This is a genomic window from Actinoplanes sp. NPDC020271, assembly GCF_044388125.1.
GTDB lineage: Bacteria > Actinomycetota > Actinomycetes > Mycobacteriales > Micromonosporaceae > Actinoplanes.
The window spans coordinates 197067-215029 of record NZ_JBIRWQ010000018.1 but is presented as its reverse complement, the minus strand read 5'-3'; the positions used below and the strand labels follow the sequence as shown (position 1 = coordinate 215029).

At 70.0% G+C, this 17963-nt stretch carries 15 protein-coding genes; 7 read left to right on the top strand and 8 right to left on the bottom strand.

Annotated elements, in window-relative coordinates; genetic code table 11:
• From ACH442_RS32585 to ACH442_RS32575, 3 genes are all read right to left on the bottom strand, one after another.
• A partial coding sequence (locus tag ACH442_RS32585) for a transposase (protein WP_396341973.1) occupies positions 1 to 181 on the bottom strand: 181 nt, incomplete at its 3' end.
• A complete protein-coding gene (locus tag ACH442_RS32580; RefSeq protein ID WP_396341972.1) occupies positions 153 to 2846 on the bottom strand; it encodes a PAS domain S-box protein in 2694 nt (897 codons plus the stop codon). The genes ACH442_RS32580 and ACH442_RS32585, both read right to left, overlap by 29 nt.
• A 518-nt stretch (positions 2847 to 3364) precedes the next feature.
• The gene (locus ACH442_RS32575) at positions 3365 to 3787 is read right to left on the bottom strand and encodes a DUF3052 domain-containing protein (protein WP_396341971.1); all 423 of its coding nucleotides are present in this window, start codon (positions 3785 to 3787) and stop codon (positions 3365 to 3367) included.
• 375 nt (positions 3788 to 4162) lie between these two features.
• On the opposite strand from ACH442_RS32575, the gene ACH442_RS32570 reads away from it, so the two are divergent.
• The 3 genes from ACH442_RS32570 to ACH442_RS32560 all read left to right on the top strand — a co-directional run bounded on the left by ACH442_RS32570 (position 4163) and on the right by ACH442_RS32560 (position 8631).
• Positions 4163 to 5638, top strand: coding sequence for a methyl-accepting chemotaxis protein (locus ACH442_RS32570; RefSeq protein WP_396341970.1), 1476 nt, complete (start codon positions 4163 to 4165; stop codon positions 5636 to 5638).
• 142 nt (positions 5639 to 5780) lie between these two features.
• Positions 5781 to 6623: an aminoglycoside phosphotransferase family protein gene (locus ACH442_RS32565; RefSeq protein WP_396341969.1), complete on the top strand. Its 843-nt coding sequence runs from the start codon at positions 5781 to 5783 to the stop codon at positions 6621 to 6623.
• Positions 6624 to 6684: 61 nt separating this feature from the next.
• Positions 6685 to 8631, top strand: coding sequence for a phosphodiester glycosidase family protein (locus ACH442_RS32560; RefSeq protein WP_396341968.1), 1947 nt, complete (start codon positions 6685 to 6687; stop codon positions 8629 to 8631).
• On the opposite strand, the gene ACH442_RS32555 is transcribed toward ACH442_RS32560, so the two are convergent.
• Together ACH442_RS32555 and ACH442_RS32550 are read right to left on the bottom strand one after the other, a co-directional pair.
• Positions 8619 to 9374 carry a glycosyltransferase family 2 protein gene (locus ACH442_RS32555; protein WP_396341967.1) on the bottom strand — a complete coding sequence of 252 codons (756 nt, stop codon included), beginning with the start codon at positions 9372 to 9374 and terminating at the stop codon, positions 8619 to 8621. The genes ACH442_RS32560 and ACH442_RS32555 overlap by 13 nt on opposite strands.
• A 10-nt stretch (positions 9375 to 9384) precedes the next feature.
• Positions 9385 to 10005, bottom strand: a complete 621-nt coding sequence (locus tag ACH442_RS32550) for a YdcF family protein (RefSeq protein ID WP_396341966.1) — start codon at positions 10003 to 10005, stop codon at positions 9385 to 9387.
• 105 nt (positions 10006 to 10110) lie between these two features.
• On the opposite strand from ACH442_RS32550, the gene ACH442_RS32545 reads away from it, so the two are divergent.
• Entirely contained in the window at positions 10111 to 10233 is a 123-nt protein-coding gene (locus ACH442_RS32545) for a hypothetical protein (RefSeq protein ID WP_396341965.1), read from the top strand.
• Between the two features lie 54 nt (positions 10234 to 10287).
• On the opposite strand, the gene ACH442_RS32540 is transcribed toward ACH442_RS32545, so the two are convergent.
• Complete coding sequence (locus ACH442_RS32540; protein ID WP_396341964.1) at positions 10288 to 10536, bottom strand: hypothetical protein; 249 nt, start codon at positions 10534 to 10536, stop codon at positions 10288 to 10290.
• Between ACH442_RS32540 and ACH442_RS32535 the strand changes: the two genes are divergently transcribed.
• Positions 10535 to 12013 carry an amidase gene (locus ACH442_RS32535; RefSeq protein WP_396341963.1) on the top strand — a complete coding sequence of 493 codons (1479 nt, stop codon included), beginning with the start codon at positions 10535 to 10537 and terminating at the stop codon, positions 12011 to 12013. The genes ACH442_RS32540 and ACH442_RS32535 overlap by 2 nt on opposite strands.
• Here the strand turns inward: ACH442_RS32535 and ACH442_RS32530 are convergent, their stop codons facing one another.
• Positions 12014 to 14032: an ATP-binding protein gene (locus ACH442_RS32530; protein WP_396341962.1), complete on the bottom strand. Its 2019-nt coding sequence runs from the start codon at positions 14030 to 14032 to the stop codon at positions 12014 to 12016. It lies immediately after the preceding gene.
• 84 nt (positions 14033 to 14116) lie between these two features.
• Here ACH442_RS32530 and ACH442_RS32525 point away from each other — a divergent pair, with 84 nt between their 5' ends.
• Entirely contained in the window at positions 14117 to 14890 is a 774-nt protein-coding gene (locus ACH442_RS32525; protein ID WP_396341961.1) for a class I SAM-dependent methyltransferase, read from the top strand.
• Between the two features lie 10 nt (positions 14891 to 14900).
• Here ACH442_RS32525 and ACH442_RS32520 read toward each other — a convergent pair whose 3' ends face one another.
• The gene (locus ACH442_RS32520) at positions 14901 to 16517 is read right to left on the bottom strand and encodes a glycoside hydrolase domain-containing protein (protein WP_396341960.1); all 1617 of its coding nucleotides are present in this window, start codon (positions 16515 to 16517) and stop codon (positions 14901 to 14903) included.
• A gap of 172 nt (positions 16518 to 16689) precedes the next feature.
• Here ACH442_RS32520 and ACH442_RS32515 point away from each other — a divergent pair, with 172 nt between their 5' ends.
• The gene (locus ACH442_RS32515; RefSeq protein WP_396341959.1) at positions 16690 to 17910 is read left to right on the top strand and encodes an MFS transporter; all 1221 of its coding nucleotides are present in this window, start codon (positions 16690 to 16692) and stop codon (positions 17908 to 17910) included.
• Positions 17911 to 17963 lie beyond the last annotated feature (53 nt).

The window sequence follows — 17963 nt, the reverse complement described above, 5'->3', positions numbered from 1 at the left end:
GATCGCCGGCGTCGACCTCAGCCTTCTTCACCCACGTCCGCAACGCTTCGGGATGAATCCCGAGCTGATCAGCGATCCGCCGGATCGCCCCGACGCTGGATGCCGGATCACGGCGGGCCTCGACCGCCAGCCGGGTCGCCCGCTCACGCAGCTCATCGGGGTACTTCTTCGGTGCCGCCATAGCGAGATTCTCTCCCAGGTTTGGATGTCTCCATCAAACCCGGGGCGGAACAGAGACCGGTGCCGGAGCCTTTCGGTTTGGTGGTGTAGAACGGCTCGAAGGCCCGTTCGATGACCTCGGGTGGCATCCCACTGCCGGTGTCGCTGACGCGCAGGCGCACGTACCGGCCGGGTGGCAGGTGCCTGCCGGTGCTGTCGTCGTCGGCGATCTCCGCGTTGCTGGTATCGATGGACAGCGTGCCCCCGCCAGGCATGGCGTCGCGGGCGTTGACGGCCAGGTTCAGCAGGATCTGCTCGACCTGGCTGGCGTCGGCGTGGATCGGCAACAGTTGCCGGTCGAGGTTGGTGATCAGGTGAATGTGCTCGCCGAGGGATCGGCGCAGCATCTGTTCGACGTCCCCGATGACGTGGTTGAGATTGAGAACGGTGGCCTGGGTGATGTCACGCCGGCCGAAAGCCAGCAGTTGCTTGGTCAGCCGGGCGGCCCGTTCAGCGGCCCGGCCGACCTGGCCGAGATCGTTGCGGATGTCGGCGAACTCAGCCGGCTCCAGGCGGGGATCCTCCAGGACCATCTCGGTGTAGTTGCTGATCACGGCCAGGATGTTGTTGAAGTCGTGTGCTACGCCACCGGCGAGTTCACCGAGGCTTTCCAGCCGGCGGGCGTGCTGCAGGCGGCGTTCGCCGGCGTCGCGTTCGGCTTGGGTGATCAAGCGCTCCCGTTCGGCCTGGGCGATCAGGCGGCCGGTGACGTCGCGGATGGCGGTGGTCACGATCATGCCTTGGTCCGTATCGACTGAGGCGAGGCTGATCTCGGCGGGAAACTCGGTGCCGTCCTTGCGGACGGCGGTCAGCGCGGCACCGGCGCCCATCGGGCGGTTACGCGGATGGTGGAAGTAGCCGTCGCGTTGGTGCACATGGGTGGCGCGTAGCCGCTCGGGGACCAGCACGTCGACCGGCTGGCCGACCAGCTCGGCGCGCGAATACCCGAATAGTTGTTCGGCCTGCGCGTTGATCAGCGTGATGGCGCCGTCGCGGGTGACACCGATGATCGCGTCCGGAGCGGCTTCCAGCAAACCTTCGAACATCGCTTCGGCGCGTCGGCGTTCACTGATGTCCCGGGAGATCGAAGCCACTCCGGTGATCTGGCCGGCGACGTCGATGACGGGAGAGAGAGTGAGCGACACGGCGATCGCGGTGCCGTCCTTGCGACGGCGCGTCACCCGGCATTGGTCGATGTTCTCGCCACGGGTGATGCGCTGTATCAACTGTCCCTCGGCATCCTCGTGTCCCGGCGGGAACAGAAAGGACGCGTGCCGGCCAAGAGCCTCGTCCCGCGGATAGCCGTAGAGCTGTTCCGCTCCGGCGTTCCAGCTCGTGATCACACCGTCGAGGGTCTTGCCGATGATCGCGTCGTGCGAGGACTCCACCATCGCTACGAGATTCTCCCGCTCGGCCAGCGTCTGCGCCCGCCCGGCCAGCACCGCGGCATGACCAGCGAGTTCAGCGAACGCCTGCACGTCATCCTCGACGAACAAGCTTCGATAGCGATTGAGCAGGAGCAGCGCACCCCGCCCACAGGGAGCGTCCACCGGTCTTGCGATGACGAACCGGGTATCGCTGGCCTGAGCGAACGCCACAGCCGGCACCGGCGGACGCATCCACCCCGCCAGGGCGTCGATCGGGTCATCGGCGGCCAGCACCTCATCCAAGCCGGCCGGTGTGCACTCGATCATGGTCAGCGGCTCGGCGGCGCAGCCCACTACCCGCACCGACCGATCCGGTGACGGCATCAACACGACCACCGCATCGGCGCCCAGGACCGCCGAGGCATCGTCGCAGAAGCTGTGCCACGTCCGGCTCGATTCGTTCGCCGGCACAGCCAGCAACCGGCGCATCGGCGCGTGTGTCGCACCCTCCGACCACACCCGCCGCAAACCGCCCGGCGGCACGAACGCCACCAGATACACAGCGCCGGAGACCAAAGCCAGCAGCCGGGACTCCATCTCCCGGCCGGTTGCGGACACCGGCAAGGCGACGGCCAGCAGACCGGTGCCGAGCGCGGCGGACCACAGCCGTGCCCGCGCTGCCCCGCCACGCCGCTGGGCCTCGACGCCCAGCAACCACCCCGCAGAGGCTTCCACGACGAAGAACACGAGCACCGAAGGCCACACCACAGGTCGCGGCACCGGCCGTGTCTCCGACGCCAGCACCGGCACCGTAGTCAGCGCCCACGCGGCCGCCGCCACCGGCCACCACCACGCACGCAGCGGACGCAACCGGCCCATCAGCCGCAACGTGAACAACGGTTTCGCCAGCAACAACGCGATAGCGAAGGTCATCACGGACCGTGGCGGCGCACCGAGGAAAACCCTGATCAGCCCGATCAAGAACAGCATCGCCACCGACGCGAACATCCACATCACGTCACGCAGCAGTGGATCCCTGCGACGCAGGTACCGCCACGACACCCACAACAAGATCAAGGCGAACAGCGAAGTGACCACGATCAGCGCCATGAGAACCTCTGTCCTGCTGAAACGCGAACCGACTATCACGGCATTTCCGACCAGGATATGACAGAGCATCATGAGAGATGCTCGAAACAGCCGGCCGTTCGCCCAAGCTTCTGGCGAGCCGCACAGACTCGTTTCGATGGACCAATGCACTTGTCCCGGCAAATCAGTACGCGGCTCGACCTTCTCCCGCGGCCTTCCCCGAGCTTCGGGATCTCACGGTCGTACGCAGCCGCATCCGCTGCACGCCGTCGATCACGTGGTGGTGCTCCGCCGGGAGTAAGTGCCCCGTTTCGCCGCAGCTGGCCCAGCCGAGCGGCCCGCGCGCGCCGAGGCCCGTCGAAGCGATACGAAGGCGCCGTCCGAGTGGGTTCACTCGGACGGCGTTCCCGGATTGTCCCTGCGCTGCGGTGGCTTGGTGTCGCCGGCGCCGGCGGTGCGGCCGGCCGGTTCGACGATCGATGCGTGGCGCAGGCGACGGAGCTCATCGACGGTGATCGCGATGAAGTCATCTGCGCCTATTCGTGGTCAAGACGGTCGCGGCGCGATGAAGGCGCGAGCAGTGCTGGCCCTGGTGTTTTCGGTGCTGTGGGGCAGGGCGATGAACTCCCGGCCGTGGCAGGGGCGGCCCTCGGCCCTGCGCCCCGGCGGAGGAGCGCCGGCGACGTGCGTCAGTCGGCTGGTCTGCGGTTCTCGCGACGGATGACCAGTCGCAAACCCGACCATATCCCGTCGATGGCGCATACCTTGTTGTCGACCAGACCGGTCGGCAACGTCACTTCGCGGATGACGTCCCCGGTGACATCCGTGGGGACTTTCGACGCTCGCTTCGGCCAGGCGATCCAGAGGCCGCCGTTCTGGGCCATGCCGTGTCTGAGTTCGCCGAGGCGGGACTGCAACTCGTGGCGTCCGGTCACGAACAGCACGATCACGTCGATGGGTGCGGCGGCGGCCAGGCCGTGCAGGACGGTGACCTCGTCGGGCATACCGTCGAGAGCGGTCGCGAAGCCGACTGGTGCGTCGAGCAGCGCGACTCGGTGACCCGGTTCGATGCCGAGCTTGCGGTACAGCGGCGTGCCCGAGTAGCCGGCCATGTCAGCGTTCCGCCCTCGCCATTGTCAGGGGTTACCTACGGGGGAGGGTAGCCGTACGACCGAAGCTGATGCTGGTCCCGAGCCCGCCGGATGCGGTGCAACTTGCGGAAACGCGGAGTCACCAATCCGCCCGAAGGCGATGATGGGTGCGTGCCCGGTGCCCCGGCGGCGTGCCCCCGACCGGCTGACTTGTGCGCTGATGGTCGCGCCGCGCGTGCTGTGTCACGTTGAGTCGCGTGGTCCGACGGCGGAGAAGTCCCCGACGGCCGATGGGGGGATCTGACGATGTCGAACAGCATTGGGCGACGCCTGGCCGCGGGATTCGCCACACCGTTGGTATTGATGGCGATAGTCGGAACGATATCCCTTCTCAAGGTGCAGGCGGTCAATGAGAACCAGAAAAGGGTCGCGCACACCTATCAGGTGCTGGAGGCACTGAACACGGTGCTGTCCACGCTGAAGGATTCCGAGACCGGCCAGCGCGGCTATCTGATCACCGGAAAAGACGGCTACCTGCAGCCCTACACCGACGCGAAGAACAGCGTCACCGGCACCATCGATGCAGTAGCTACCTTGACCGCTGACAATCCGCGGCAGCAGGAGCGGATCGCCAAGCTTCGGCCCCTGGTGACGGCGAAGTTCGCCGAAATGCAGGACACGATCGACCTGCGCGGCTCCACGGGCTTCGAAGCCGCTCGCGCCGTGGTGCTGCAGGACAAGGGCAAAGCGGTCATGGATCAGATCCGCACACTGGTCGCTGAGATGGATCAGGAGGAGCGGTCCCTGCTCGGCGTTCGCACGCAGGCGAGCGAGTCGGCCACCCGGACAACCCAGACCGTCGTCGTCGTGGGCATGGCGGTGGGGATCGTGCTGCTGTCGGTGGTCGGGCTGGTCCTGACTCGCAGCATCACCCGGCCGGTGGGACAGGTCCGGGCCGCCTTGCGGGCGTTGGCGGCCCGGGACCTGACCGCGCCGGTCGAGGTGACCAGCCGGGACGAGATCGGCCAGATGTCCGACGACCTCAAACGAGCCCAGCAGTCACTGCGCGAGTCGATGCGCAGCCTCGCCGAGTCCTCCACCACGCTGGCCTCCAGCGCCGAGGAGTTCACCGCCGTGAGCAACCAGGTGTCCCACAGCGCCATCGCCACCTCGGAGCGGTCGTCCGGCGCGGCCGCAACTGCTGAGCAGGTGTCCCGCAACGTGCAGACGGTGGCCGCCGCCGCCGAACAAATGGGTTCCAGCATCCGTGAGATCGCGTCGAACTCCGCCGAGGCCGCCCGGATCACTCAGACCGCCACCGATGAGGCCGTCGCAGCCCAGCAGACGGTGGCCAAGCTCGGCGACTCCAGCCGCGAGATCGGCGAGGTGCTGAAGGTGATCACCTCGATCGCCGAGCAGACGAACCTGCTTGCGCTCAACGCCACGATCGAGGCCGCACGTGCCGGCGAGATGGGCAAAGGCTTCGCGGTGGTGGCCAGTGAGGTCAAGGACCTGGCGCAGGAGACCGGCCGGGCCACCGAGGACATCTCGCATCGGGTGCTCGCCATCCAGGACGACACCGAAGCCGCCGTGCGGGCGATCGAAAAGATCTCCGACATCATTTCCGGAATCAACTCGTACCAGGCCACCATCGCGGCCGCGGTGGAGGAACAAACCGCGACCACCGCCGAAATCGCGCGCAATGTCAACGAGGCCGCAGCCGGCTCGTCCGGCATCGCCGAAAACATCTCCAGCGTGGCCGCCGAATCGCAGACGACCACGGCCGGCGCCAGTGAAACGCAGAAGGCCGCAGCCGAACTGGCCCGGATGTCCGCCGAGCTGAAACAACTCGTCGACGCCTACCGCTACTGAGTGGTCGGACGCTGCTGCTCGGGCCAGGAGCCGGTTCGCCCGGCCGGCGGGTGTGCTCGGCGGTGGAAAATCTGTTGTGAAGCTGCTTCTTCGGGGGCATAACCTCTCAGGCGACGACTGACCGCGATCGGACGGGGAGCCTGTGCAGAACATCAGCACCGGGCTGGTGCGACGACTGGTCGACGACCAGTTCCCGGAGTGGGCGGGCCTCCCGCTGACGCTCGTCGACCCGGCCGGCTCCGACCACGTCATCCACCGGCTCGGCCCCGACCTGTCGGTGCGGCTCCCGCGGCACGAGGGCGCGATCGGTCAGGCCACCAAGGAGCTGGAGTGGCTGCCCCGGCTCGCGCCGCACCTGCCGCTCGCGGTGCCGGTGCCGGTCGCGGTCGGCCGGCCCGGCCTCGGTTATCCGTGGCACTGGGCGGTCGCCCGCTGGCTGGACGGCGAGCCCGCGACCACCGCACTGGACTCGGCCGAGACCGCGGAGACGCTCGCCGGTTTCCTGCGCGCGCTGCGGGCACTGCCGGTTGACGGTGCGCCCACCGGCAACGACGGCCTGGCCGCCCGTGACCCGTGGACCCGCGCCGCGATAACGAAGGCCGCGGACGCCTTCGACGCGGGGCCGATGACCCGGCTCTGGGACGAGGCCCTGGCCGCGCCGGGCTGGGAGCGTCCACCGGTCTGGTTCCACGGGGACTTCCACACCGGCAATCTGCTGGCCGGGAACGGCCGGGTCAGCGCGGTCATCGACTTCGGCGGCCTGGGTGCGGGCGACCCGGCGGTCGACCTGATGATGGCGTTCACGCTGATGTCGGCCCGCACCCGTCCGGCGTTCCGGGAGGCGCTCGCCGTCGACGACGCGACCTGGCTCCGCGGCCGTGGCTGGGCACTCTCCGCGGGCCTGATCGCCTACACCGCCTACGCCGCCACCGACCCGCACATCGCCGCCGTGACGACGTACCAGATAAATCAGGCCCTCGCCTGAGCTGCCCGGCGATCGATTCCAGTAGATTGCCGGGACGGACTCGGATCACGGGGAGATCTTCTTGGAATCGATTCATCCTGCTCGGAAGTACGGCTCGTTCCTGCTCGCCGGCCTGACCGCCGCCACCGCCTGGATCGCGCTGCCCGCCCAGGCGGCGTCGGCCGCGGTCGCGGTGACCGGCACGAAGACCATCGCTCCCGGGCTGACCTTGAGCACGGTGACCGGCACTGGATCGTCGCTTCCGGTCCAGGTCCTCGCGGCGGACCTGACGACGCCGACGCTCGGAGTGAAGTACCTGTCCGGGCCGACCGTCAGCCGCAGCATCGCCACCGTGCCGACCATGGCGCAGAACGCCGGCGCGGTGGCCGCGGTCAACGGCGACTTCTGGGACCCGAACCCGGACGGCACCAACGCGCCCAACGGCACCGCCATCAGCGACGGGACGCTGCGCAGCGCGCGTGCCGCCACCGCCGGCTACAACGGGGCGGCGGCTTTCACACCCAACGGCACGGGGACTCTCGCCGCGTACACGCAGCTGTATCTGAAGGCGACCGTCACGCCCGCCGGCGGCCCGGCCTTCACCGCGGACCAGCTCAACTCGCCGCTGCTGATCGCCAACGGCGTCGGGGTGTACTCCGAGCTGTGGGGCAGTTCGCCCCGCACGACCACCACCGGCACCGCCACGCGGGTCCGCGAGGTCGTCGTCAGCCAGGGCAAGGTCATCAAGGTCAGCGACACCGTCGGCAGCACCGTCGCGCCCGGCTCGGTCGCGCTCGTCGGGACCGGCACCGGGGTCGACCGGCTTGCCGGGCTCACCGAGGGCACCCCGGTCACCGTCGACTATCAGCCCGTCGACGGGTCCGGGCAACGGACGGCGGCCACGGTCGCCATCGGCGCGCACCCCGACTGGGTCCTGCTGGTGGACGGGAAACCGAGAACCTTCACGAACGTCACGACCCGGGCCCGTACGGCGATCGGGTTTTCCGCCGACGGCACGAAGATCTGGATGCTCGCCGCCAACGGTGACGAGGACAGTGGCATGACGTTCGCCCAGGCGGCACTGGCTCTCCAGCAGCTCGGGGCGGACGACGCGATCAGCCTCGACGGCGGCGGGTCGACCAAGCTGGTCGCCCGGCTGCCCGGTGCCACCGAGGTGTCGGTGGTCGGCGGGGCCGAGAACGAGCAGCGCCCGGTGCCGAGCGGCCTCGGCCTGACCTCGACCGCGCGCTCGACCGACTGTGCCACCAGCGCTTCCGTCTACGCCGTCGCCCCCGACGGCAAGCTGTACCTGTACGGACTGCACCAACCGGCCACCACCAGCACCACCTGGGAGTACGTGAACGACAAGAAGGCGATCGGCGCCGGCTGGAACCAGTTCGGCAAGGTGCTCGGCGGGCCGGGCGGCCGGGTCTACGGCATCAAGGCCGACGGGCTCTACCAGTATGTCTGGGGTGGCCTGACGGATCGCTGGACGTACCCGGTGCGCTCGCTCGGGGCGCAGTTCGGCCAGTACGCACAGCCCGGCTGGAGCGACCGGATCACCGTCGACCGGCAGGGCGACTTCTACCGCATCGACAGCGGCGGGAACCTGATCTGGTCACGGCTGGACGAGAGCACCTGGACCTGGCCGATCGAGCAGACCATCGACACCGGCTGGACCAAGTTCGACAAGGTGATCGCCGCCGACGCCGGGGTGCTCTACGCCCGGGCCGCCGCCGACGGCAAGCTTTATCGCTACCACTTCGACACGACGAGCCGTACGTGGAAATCGAAAGAGGTGTGGGCGGGCGCCGGATGGCAGCAGTTCACCGGCGGCGTGTTCTCGGTCGGCGGCAACACCCTGTTCGGCCTGCCGGGCAACGGTGACCTGCTGCAGTACCGGCACCGCGAGTGGGACAGCGCGTGGGCGATCTCCGGCCGCGACATCGGCGACGGCTGGCAGCAGTACTCCGACGTGGCCGCCTCGCCGGACACCTGCCGGCTCACCACCAGCGTCTACCGGCCCTGAGTGTCGGGCCGGGGCCCGGACCGTCCCGGCCCCGGCCCGCGCTCCGTCCGGCTGAGCACGGCGTAACGCAGCAACGGAAGGTAGATCCGCGCCGAATCGGTCAGCCCGCTGAAGTGCGAGCCCGCGTTACCGCCGAGATAGGTGGCCGGGATCGGCACCTCGTCGATCGGGTGACCGGTTGCCGCGGCGTCCAGCAGCACATTCATCTCGTACTCGAATCGCTCTCCCGGCACCTCGCAGAGCCGGCCGATCAGGTCGGCCGGGTAGGCACGCAGGCCGGTCTGGGTGTCGGTGACGGTCCGGCCGGTCGCCGCCCGGAACACGGCCTGGGTGACGGTGTTGCCGAACCGGCTGCGCGGCGGCATCCGGTCGAAGCAGCGCACACCCAGGACGATGCGGCCCGGTCGGACACGCTCGGCGACCGCGCGGATGTCGGCGACGCTGTGCTGACCGTCCCCGTCGGCGCAGACCACCGCAGAACCCGGAAATTGTGACCGTACATGCTGGAAGCCGGCCTTGAGGGCGACACCCTTGCCCTGGTTCACCGCAAGCCGCAGCACCGTGCAGCCCAGCGCCTCGATCTCGGTCAGCCGGTCGTCGGCGGCCGAGCCGGTGCCGTCGTCGACGATCACCACCCGGGCCGGCTCGGGAACCTCGGTGAGCAGCGCGGTGACCAGTTCGGACAGGTGCGGGCCGGGCTTGAACACCGGGAGCAGGACGATCGTCTTCTCGAGGCGTGGCACCGGTTCTCCTTCACTGCTGTTCAACGGTGCGGCGTCTATACCCCGGCCGGCCGTTGATCACCCGCCGAGCCAGCTGACCGGCAGCGACCATCCCCCGTTCGCGGTGCAGGAGCCGATCAGCGCGTACGCCGAGGAAGCCGAGCCGGGCCAGCAGCAACGCACCGCGGTCGTCGTGCACCTCCCCGCCGTACGCCGGCACGTCCAGCAGCGCCGCGCCGGTCAGCCCCAGAACCCGGCCGGCCAGGAACCGGACCCGCGGCAGGTGCCAGTCGTGCGTCACCAGGCCCAGCGGGGTGCGCGCGTCGAACGCGTACCCGCTCAGGAGCCCGTCCTCTTTCGTGTGCAGCAGGTTCTCCAGGGTGCTGCGCGAGCGCGTCTCGGCGTACAGATCGGCGTGCTCGCCCAGCCCCGCCGCGTGCGCGGCCCGCAGCATGAGGTCCCCTTCGCGCGCGCCGACCGGTGGCGGGGCCTCGCCGGTGCTCGCCTCCGGCCAGCCACCGCTGAAGACCACCCGGAACCGCTCCCCGCCGCGGTGCTTCGCCACGTAGTCGGAGGCCGCACGCACCCGGGCAGCCCCGCCCGGCGTCAGTCCGAAACCGTCCCCGGTACGCACGACGCCGCGCCCGAACACCAACAACACCCTGGCCGGTGCCGACATGGTCCCCCCTCGATCCGCGGGCGCACCCGGTCGCTCGATCCCGGTGTAATCGTGCCCGCGCCGGGTAGGCGGACGCCCATGCGTATCGGAAACATGCAAGTCCGGTTCCTGGGCGGGCCGGCCGGCTGCCTCGGCATGATCGTGGTCTCGATCCTGCTGTCAGTCGGCTTGACCTTACTGCTCAACCTCTTCCTACGATGACGCGACAGCTACACCGTCCGGGCCTCGATCATCGGCTGACGCGCGCCCGTTGGTTCACGGGATCGTCACCGGTGTGCCGGGCAGCACGATGCGGGTGGCGACGTGCGGCGCGAGGCGGGCCGGCGCGTCGGTGCAGTGGCGGGGGTCCTGGTCGCCCTTGGTGATGATCCGGTCGCCGAGCTGTCCGCTGTGGAACGCGTAGTGGTGCGGCAGCGCGACAGCCGGGTCGAGCGCCGCGGTCAGGACGGCGGCGGGCTTGCGCGGGACCCGCGCGCCGCCGCGATGGGGGACCCTGTAGGGCATGACCGACTACGCGTACGCGAGCGCAGCCCGACTGGCCACGGCGATGGAGAACGGTGAGGTGTCGGCGGTCGAGCTCACCACGGCCGCGATCGCCCGGATCGAACGGCTCGACGGCGACATCAACGCGATCTGCGTGCCCGACTTCGACCGTGCGCGTGCGGCGGCGGCCGCGGCCGACGCGGCGAGGGCCCGGGGCGAGGGCGGGCCACTGCTCGGCGTCCCGATGACGATCAAGGATTCGATCGACATCGCGGGGCTACCCACCACCTGGGGGTTTCCGCCCTTCAAGGACTACGTGGCAGCGGCTGACGCGGTCGTCGTCGCCCGGCTCAGGGCGGCCGGCGCGGTCATCCTCGGCAAGACGAACGTGCCGCTCGCGCTCGGCGACTTCCAGTCCTACAACGGGATCTACGGCACCACGAACAACCCGTGGGACCTGGGGCGTACGCCGGGTGGCTCGTCCGGTGGCTCGGCCGCCGCCCTCGCCGCCGGCTTCGGGGCGCTGTCGATGGGGTCGGACATCGGTGGCTCGCTGCGCGTGCCGGCGCACTTCTGCGGGGTGTACGCGCACAAGCCCTCGATCGGTCTGCTCCCGTTGCGGGGGCACACGTTCCCGGGCACCCGGCCGCTGCCCGAGCTCGGCGGCGACCTGGGCGTCGTCGGGCCGATGGCTCGCAGCGCGGGCGACCTCGCGATGATGGTCCACCTGCTCGCCGAGCCCGACCACGCCGGCCTCGGCCGGGTCTACCGGGCCGCCTTGCGCCCACCACGGCACGACGACCTGGGCGCGTTCCGGGTTCTGGTGCTGGAGGGGCACCCGCTCGTCCCGGTCTCGTCCGAGGTGCGCGCCGCGCTCGACGAGCTGGCCGAGCGGCTGGAGGGGGCCGGGGTGACGGTCCGGCGGCACAGCCCGCACCTGCCGGATCTGGCCGAGGGCGCCCGCTCCTACATGCGACTGCTCCAGTCGAGCCTCGCGGCCAACTTCCCGCCCGAGGTGTACGCGGCCGTGGTGACCGCCGCGGCCGCCCTCGACCCGGCGGACACGTCGTTGTCCGCCGAGCGGGCTCGGGGTATGGCGTTGAGCCATCGTGACTGGGTTGCGGCCGACACCGTTCGCGCCGTCCAGCGGGCCCAGTGGGCCGAGCTGTTCACGGACGTCGACGTCGTGCTCGCACCGGTGACCTCGACCCCGGCCTTCCCGCACGACCACAGCGAGCCGATGGCGGCGCGCACGATCACGATCGACGGCGAGGAGCACGACTACTTCGACCAGTTGGCGTGGGGCGGCGTCGCGACGGCGCCCGGTCTCCCGTCGACCGTCGTGCCGGTCACCCGGTCGGGGCAGGGACTGCCCATCGGTGTTCAGCTGATCGGGCCCCTTTTCGAGGACCACACACCGATCCGTTTCGCCGGGTTGCTGGAGCGTGAGTTCGGGAGCTTCACCCCGCCACCGGCCGCCCGGCCCGCCCGGCGGTGATCACGGCCGGGCGCCGCCGGGTGACTTCGACGCTGTGGGCCGGGTGGGGAGGCGCACCGAGAAGACGGTCAGGCGGTCCGCGGGGTCGCTGACCTGGATGGTGCCGCCGTGCTGCTCTACTACGGCCCGCACCAGGGTGAGACCCAGACCGGAACCGGGTATGCCGCTGTGCCGGATGGCGTCGCCGCGGAAGAACAGGTCGAACAGGCGGTCCCGTTCGTCCGCCCGGACCGGCTCGCCGCTGTTGGACACGCTGAGCACCGTGGCATGCGCGTCGGCGGTGATGCTCACTGTGATCGTGGAGGGTTCCGCCGCCCAGGTCAGCGCGTTGTTCAGCAGTTCGTCGGCGACCTGCCGCAGCCGTTCCGGGTCGCCGTGGATCGGCGCCGTGGCGGGCGCGTCGACGTCGATGCCCACGTTCCGGGGTGCGCGCTCCCGGGCCGCGTCGGCCGCCTCGCGGACGACCGACGCCAGGTCCATGGCCCGGCGGTGGATCTCGAGGTGGCCGGAGCGCAGCCCGGCGACGTCCAGCAGCTTGTGGACGATGATCGAGAGGATCCCGGCGTTGCGGTGCAGGACCTGCACCATGTCGTGGTGGTCGGCGGCGAGGCCGGGCTCGTCGAGCAGCAGCTCGGCGTACGCCTGGATCTTGGTCAGCGGGGTACGTACCTCGTGGCCGACCAACGCGGCGTACTCGTCCCGGGTCCGGTCCAGTTCGGCGGCGAGGTTGCCGAAGCGGCGGCGTTCGAGGAAGGCGCCCAGTTGCGCGCCGATCCCGGTCAGGATCGCGGTCCGGGTGTCGTCGGGCGCCTCGGTGGTGTCGCTGTAGCAGGTCAGTACGCCCAGCACGACCCCGTCGCTCGACATCGGGACGGCCAGCGCGGCCCGGTCGTCACCGGGGCCGGTGGCCCACAGCGGCTGGTTGCTCCGCCAGGCCCGGGTGGGAAGCTCGTCGCCGGACGGCACCGGTTCGCCGGCCGTCCAGCCGGCGGCCCGGCGCAGCACCTGTCCGACCTCGTCGACGATCCAGACCTCGGCCGCCACCCAGCCGATCAGCGAGCCGATCAGTTGCACCACGTCGACCAGCACGTCCTCAGTGGGTTCGGCGGTGGCGAGCAGTTGTGCGAGCTGCAGCTCGCACTCCTTGAGGCGGGCGGCGCGGCGCAGCGCGGTCACGTCGTTCATCGCCACCACGGCGACGACGTCGGCGCGGCCCTCGATCGGGCCGGCGTGCATCAGGAAGGTCCGTGCCGGGGTGTCCGGTATCCGCATGACGACCTCGGCGTCCTGGACGTGTTCCCCGTGCAGCGCCCTGACCAGCGGGTTGCCGGCCTCGGTGAGCGGCTGCCCGGCCGGGTCGTGCAGGTGCAGCCGCTGCGGCCACTGCGCGGCGGGGGCACCGTCCAGTCGTTCGCCGGCGAGCGCCCGCGCCGCGTCGTTGCACAGCACCGGCCGTCCCAGGGTGTCACAGCCGAAGACCGCGGTGGTCAGGCTGTCGACGAGCACCTGCATGGTCTCGTGCTGCTGTTGCTGCAACTGCCGGCGGGCCAGCATCTCGGCTTCGGCCTGCCCGATGCGCCGGCGCAGTTCCTCGGTGAGCCGGCCCAGTCGGCCGTCGGCGGTCTGGGCGATCATGAACGCCGTGACGTCCTCGGGGCGCTGCACGATGAACTCGAGGTCACCGTGGGCGTTGATCAGCGGGGCGTGCAGCGGCGCCCAGTAACGGGTGGCGAAGCCGCCACCGGGCTGCGGGACGTCGTACTTCTGGACCGGCATCACGTCGGGGGCGCGGTCGCGCAGTACCCGCTGCAGGGAGGCGTTGATCGCCGCGACGCCGTCAGCGCCCGGGTCGTCGGGGTTGTCGGGGAAGGCGTCGAAGATGTGCCGTCCGACGATGTCCTCGCGCCGGGTGAGGGTGGCCGCGAGGTAGGCGTCGCTGGCCTCGGCGATGATCAGGCCGGGATCGAGGACCAGCAGCGGCGTCGGCGCACGCCGGAACAGCAGCCGGTAGTCGATCACCTCACAATTTTAAGATAGTGCGAGTCATATGTCCGGTTGATACGGCACGTCGTGACGCCATCGGGATCGACTACCGTCGACGGGGTGACAGCGGATCTGTTCGACGCCACGGCCATGTACGACGACGACTACCTGCACTTCTTCGCCGGCGGCGCGACCCGGGTGACGCACGGGCCGGCCGTGCCCGCCGGCCATGACGGTGCCGGGCTGGCCTGGCGGCTGCTGGAGCTGGAACCCGGGACGAACGTGCTCGACGTCGGCTGCGGCCACGGCTCGATGGCGCGGGCGCTGACCGCGCGAGGCGCCCGGGTGACCGGTCTCGACTTCTCCTCGGTGTTCCTGGACCGGGCGCGCGCGGACGCTCCGGACGTGGAGTTCGTGCAGGGGGACATGCGGGCGCTGCCGGGGGAGTGGACCGGGCGCTTCGACCGGGTGGTGAACTGGTCGACCGCGTTCGGCTACTTCGACGACGCCACCAACCGCACGGTCCTCGCCGAGATGGCGCGCGTGCTCAGACCCGGCGGCCGGCTCGCCATGGACCTCGACAACCAGGTGAAGTTCCTGGCCTCGTGGACACCGTCACGGGTCACGGTCGCGAAGGAGAACGGGGACATGCTGGTCGATCGGCATCGCTTGGACGCGCTGACCGGCCGGTTCGAGGTGGAGCGCACGGTCATCCGGGACGGGCGGGTGCGGCGGTTGACGTTCCTGAAACGGCTCTTCGGCTTCCCGGAGCTGCGGGACTGGCTCGGCGCCGCGGGCTTCGAGCAGGTCACCGGCCACGGCGACGACGGTGAGCCACTGACCGGGGACCATTCCCGGATGATCGTGGTGGCTCACCGCCGTACGCGCCAATGATGTTGATCTTTTAGAGGAGCAACGACCGGCCGGCGTAACCGCCGGCGATGCGGGTGGCACCGCTCAGCTTGGTGCCACCGCCGCGCAGCAGCATGAGGTAACCGGTGCTGGCCTGCACGCCGACCACGTCGGGATAGCCGTCGCGGTCGAAGTCGCCGATGCCGGTGAGCTCACGCAGGCCCGGCTGGGAGCCGATCACGATGCCGGCCTGGAACCCGCCGGCCTTGCCCCGGTAGAGCATGACCTGACCGGTTTTGATCACCTTGCAGACGAGATCTTGGTAGCCGTCGCGGTTGAAGTCGCCGACGCCGGTGAACTCGTTGCGGTTCGACCAGTTGCCGGTCGCGACCCGCTTCGCCGAGCCGAGCTTCGCGCCCGCCTTGCCGGGGTAGAGGAACAGGTTGCCGGTGCCCTTCTGCTGAGCCAGCAGGTCGGGGTAGCCGTCCTTGTTGAAGTCGCCGATCGCGGTCAGCTCCCGCATCGACTTCATGTTGCTGAAGAGCAGCTTGCGGCTGCCCAGCTTGCCGGTGCTGCGGCCGGGGTAGAACCAGAGCGCGCCGGTCGACGTCTGCCGGGCGACGACATCCTGGATGCCGTTCTTGTCCAGGTCCATCCGCAGGATCTGGTCGAAGCCGCCGAAGCTGCCGATCAGCGTCCCGGCCGTCGCCAGGTAGTTGCCGTTGCCGGCGTAGGAGTAGAGCCGCTTGGAGCCGGTGGTGACCGCCAGCAGGTCCGACCAGCCGTTACGGTTCCAGTCGCTCTGCAGCGTGGCCGGCATCAGGCGGAAGTCGACGTAGTTGCTGTCGATGTTGATCGTGACGCCGCCGTAGGTCTCCTGGTGCCCGCCCTGATACTGCTTCATCCGGCGGTGACCGGTCCAGTACGTGCTCGGGATCGCCGCGTCGGAGACCGTCACCACGTTGTCCCAGCGGGCGAAGTCGACGTAGTCCGGCCGCGCGTAGCCCAGCTTGTTGTAGACCGCCACCTGGTCGGCGATGCCGCTCCCGGCGCTGCTGTAGAAGCCGGAGGCGTAGCTGAGCGTGTGCAGACGCGACGTCCACCCGTTCATGAACGCGAGCACACCGGCCTGACACGCGGCGTTCTTCGTGTCGTAGGCCTCCATGTCATAGATCAGCACGCTGTTCGGCGAAAGGCCAAGAGCCTTCGCCTGTACGACCGCATCGGTCGCGGCCGCCGTGCCCTGCGCGGCCGCCTTCGAGTTGTCGATCACGCTCTTCTTGGCCGACGTGCAGCTCGCCTGCGGCCCGACGTAGAGCGGGATCAGCTTCCAGCCGCGCGTGATCTGCTCGCGGACCCAGGCCGCGGTCAGGTTCGGCTGGGCGCAACCGCGGCTGGCACCACCGATGTAGATGCCGACCGCGCGGTACGGCGACGACTTCAGCCACGTCGCCATCGTCGCGCTGGACGGGGCGGCGCAGGCGTCGAAGGCCTTGCCGGCGAACGTGCCCGGCTGCGGTGGCAGCGCGGCCGCGGCACCCGCGGTGTTCATGAACACCAACGGGGTCAGGGACAGCAGCGCGACGGCGCCGCCGAGAAGGCGTTTGCGGTACTCCCGGATCCAGCTGATGCGCATCCGGTGACGCCCCGGTTTGGGCGTATCGCTCATGGGGTTCCTGACGTCGGCGATGTCACGGCACAGAGAACCTTCGGATCGAACCAGCCCGATACGATGCTGCCAAGATCTGTTCGGCCGATATCCGGCTGACCGAAGAGATGATCTCCGTGAGGTGGGCCACTCCGCGACGAGGCCGCGCCGGGAGAAGTCCTAGGGTCGACGGGTGGATCAACTGACCGGGCGGCAGCGGTGGACCGCGCTGATCGCGCTGGCCATGGGCGGTGTGGCGATCGGCCTCACCGAGTTCGTGGCGATGGGCCTGCTCCCCGACATGGCACGCGACCTGCTGCCCGAGGTGTGGGCGCGATCACAGGAGGACGCGCTCGCCCGGACCGGGTGGGTCATCACGGCGTACGCGCTGGGAGTGGTCGTCGGCGCGCCCCTGATCGCCGCGCTCTCGGCCCGGATGCCCCGCAGACGGCTCGTCCTCGCCCTGCTCGTGCTCTTCACCGCCGGCACCGTCGCGTCCGCCCTCGCGCCGACGTTCGGCCTGGTCCTGGTCGCGCGGTTCGTCGCGGCGCTGCCGCACGGCGCCTACTTCGGCGCGGCCGGTCTGCTCGCGGCCACCCTGATGGGCCCCGGCAACGAGGCGCGCGGCTTCGCGACCGTGCTCGGCGGCCTGACCCTCTCCAACGTCGTCGGCGTCCCGCTGATCACCCTGGTCGGGCAGTCGGCGGGGTGGCGGGTGGCGTACCTGGCGATCGCCGGGGTCTTCCTGCTCGCCCTCTTCGCCGTGCTCGCCACCGTCCCCGAGGTGCCGATGGTGGCCGGCGCGTCGATCGGCGCCGAACTGCGGGCGCTGCGCAAGCCGCAGGTCTGGCTGATCGCGGTCACCGCCGCGATCGGGTTCGCCGGGTTCTTCGCCGTCGACAGCTACATCGCGCCGGTCACCACCGAGGTGACCGGGCTGGCCGCCGGCATCGTGCCGTGGGCGCTGGTCGCGGTCGGTCTCGGCATGACCGTCGGCAACGCGCTCGGCGGCTGGTTCGCCGACCGGAACCTGCGCCGGGCCACGCTCATCTCGTTCGGCTCGGTCATCGTCGCGCTGGTCATCTTCGCGCTGGTCGCGGACACGACGGTCGGGCTGTTCGTCGCGTCGTTCCTGGTCGGGGCGACCAGCCTGTCCCTCGGGCCGGCCCTGCAGGCGCGCCTGATCACGCTGGCGCCGGAAGCTCAGCTGATGGGTGCGGCGGTCAACCAGTCCGCGATGAACATCGCCAACAGCCTCGGAGCGGCGCTCGGCGGTCTGGTCATCGCCCGGGGGTACGGCTATCTCGCGCCGGCCTGGACCGGGGTTGCCCTGGCCGGGATCGGGCTGGTGCTGGCCGCTACGAGCTTCGCCCTGGACCGCCGCCCCGAACGCGTGGCCGCCGAATCCGCGTGACCTGCGGATTCAGGTCATGCTCATGCCCAGTTCGGCTGTTGTTCACCATTCGC

What these genes read in the sequence shown, in the direction of transcription:
- ACH442_RS32575 (WP_396341971.1), bottom strand. Translation starts at nt 3,787, where the DNA reads ATGGCCGGCTACTCGGGCACGCCGCTGTACCGCAAGCTCGGCATCGAA.
- ACH442_RS32545 (WP_396341965.1), top strand. Translation starts at nt 10,111, where the DNA reads ATGCGTATCGGAAACATGCAAGTCCGGTTCCTGGGCGGGCCGGCCGGC.
- ACH442_RS32535 (WP_396341963.1), top strand. Translation starts at nt 10,535, where the DNA reads ATGACCGACTACGCGTACGCGAGCGCAGCCCGACTGGCCACGGCGATG.
- ACH442_RS32540 (WP_396341964.1), bottom strand. Translation starts at nt 10,536, where the DNA reads ATGCCCTACAGGGTCCCCCATCGCGGCGGCGCGCGGGTCCCGCGCAAG.
- ACH442_RS32520 (WP_396341960.1), bottom strand. Translation starts at nt 16,517, where the DNA reads ATGAGCGATACGCCCAAACCGGGGCGTCACCGGATGCGCATCAGCTGG.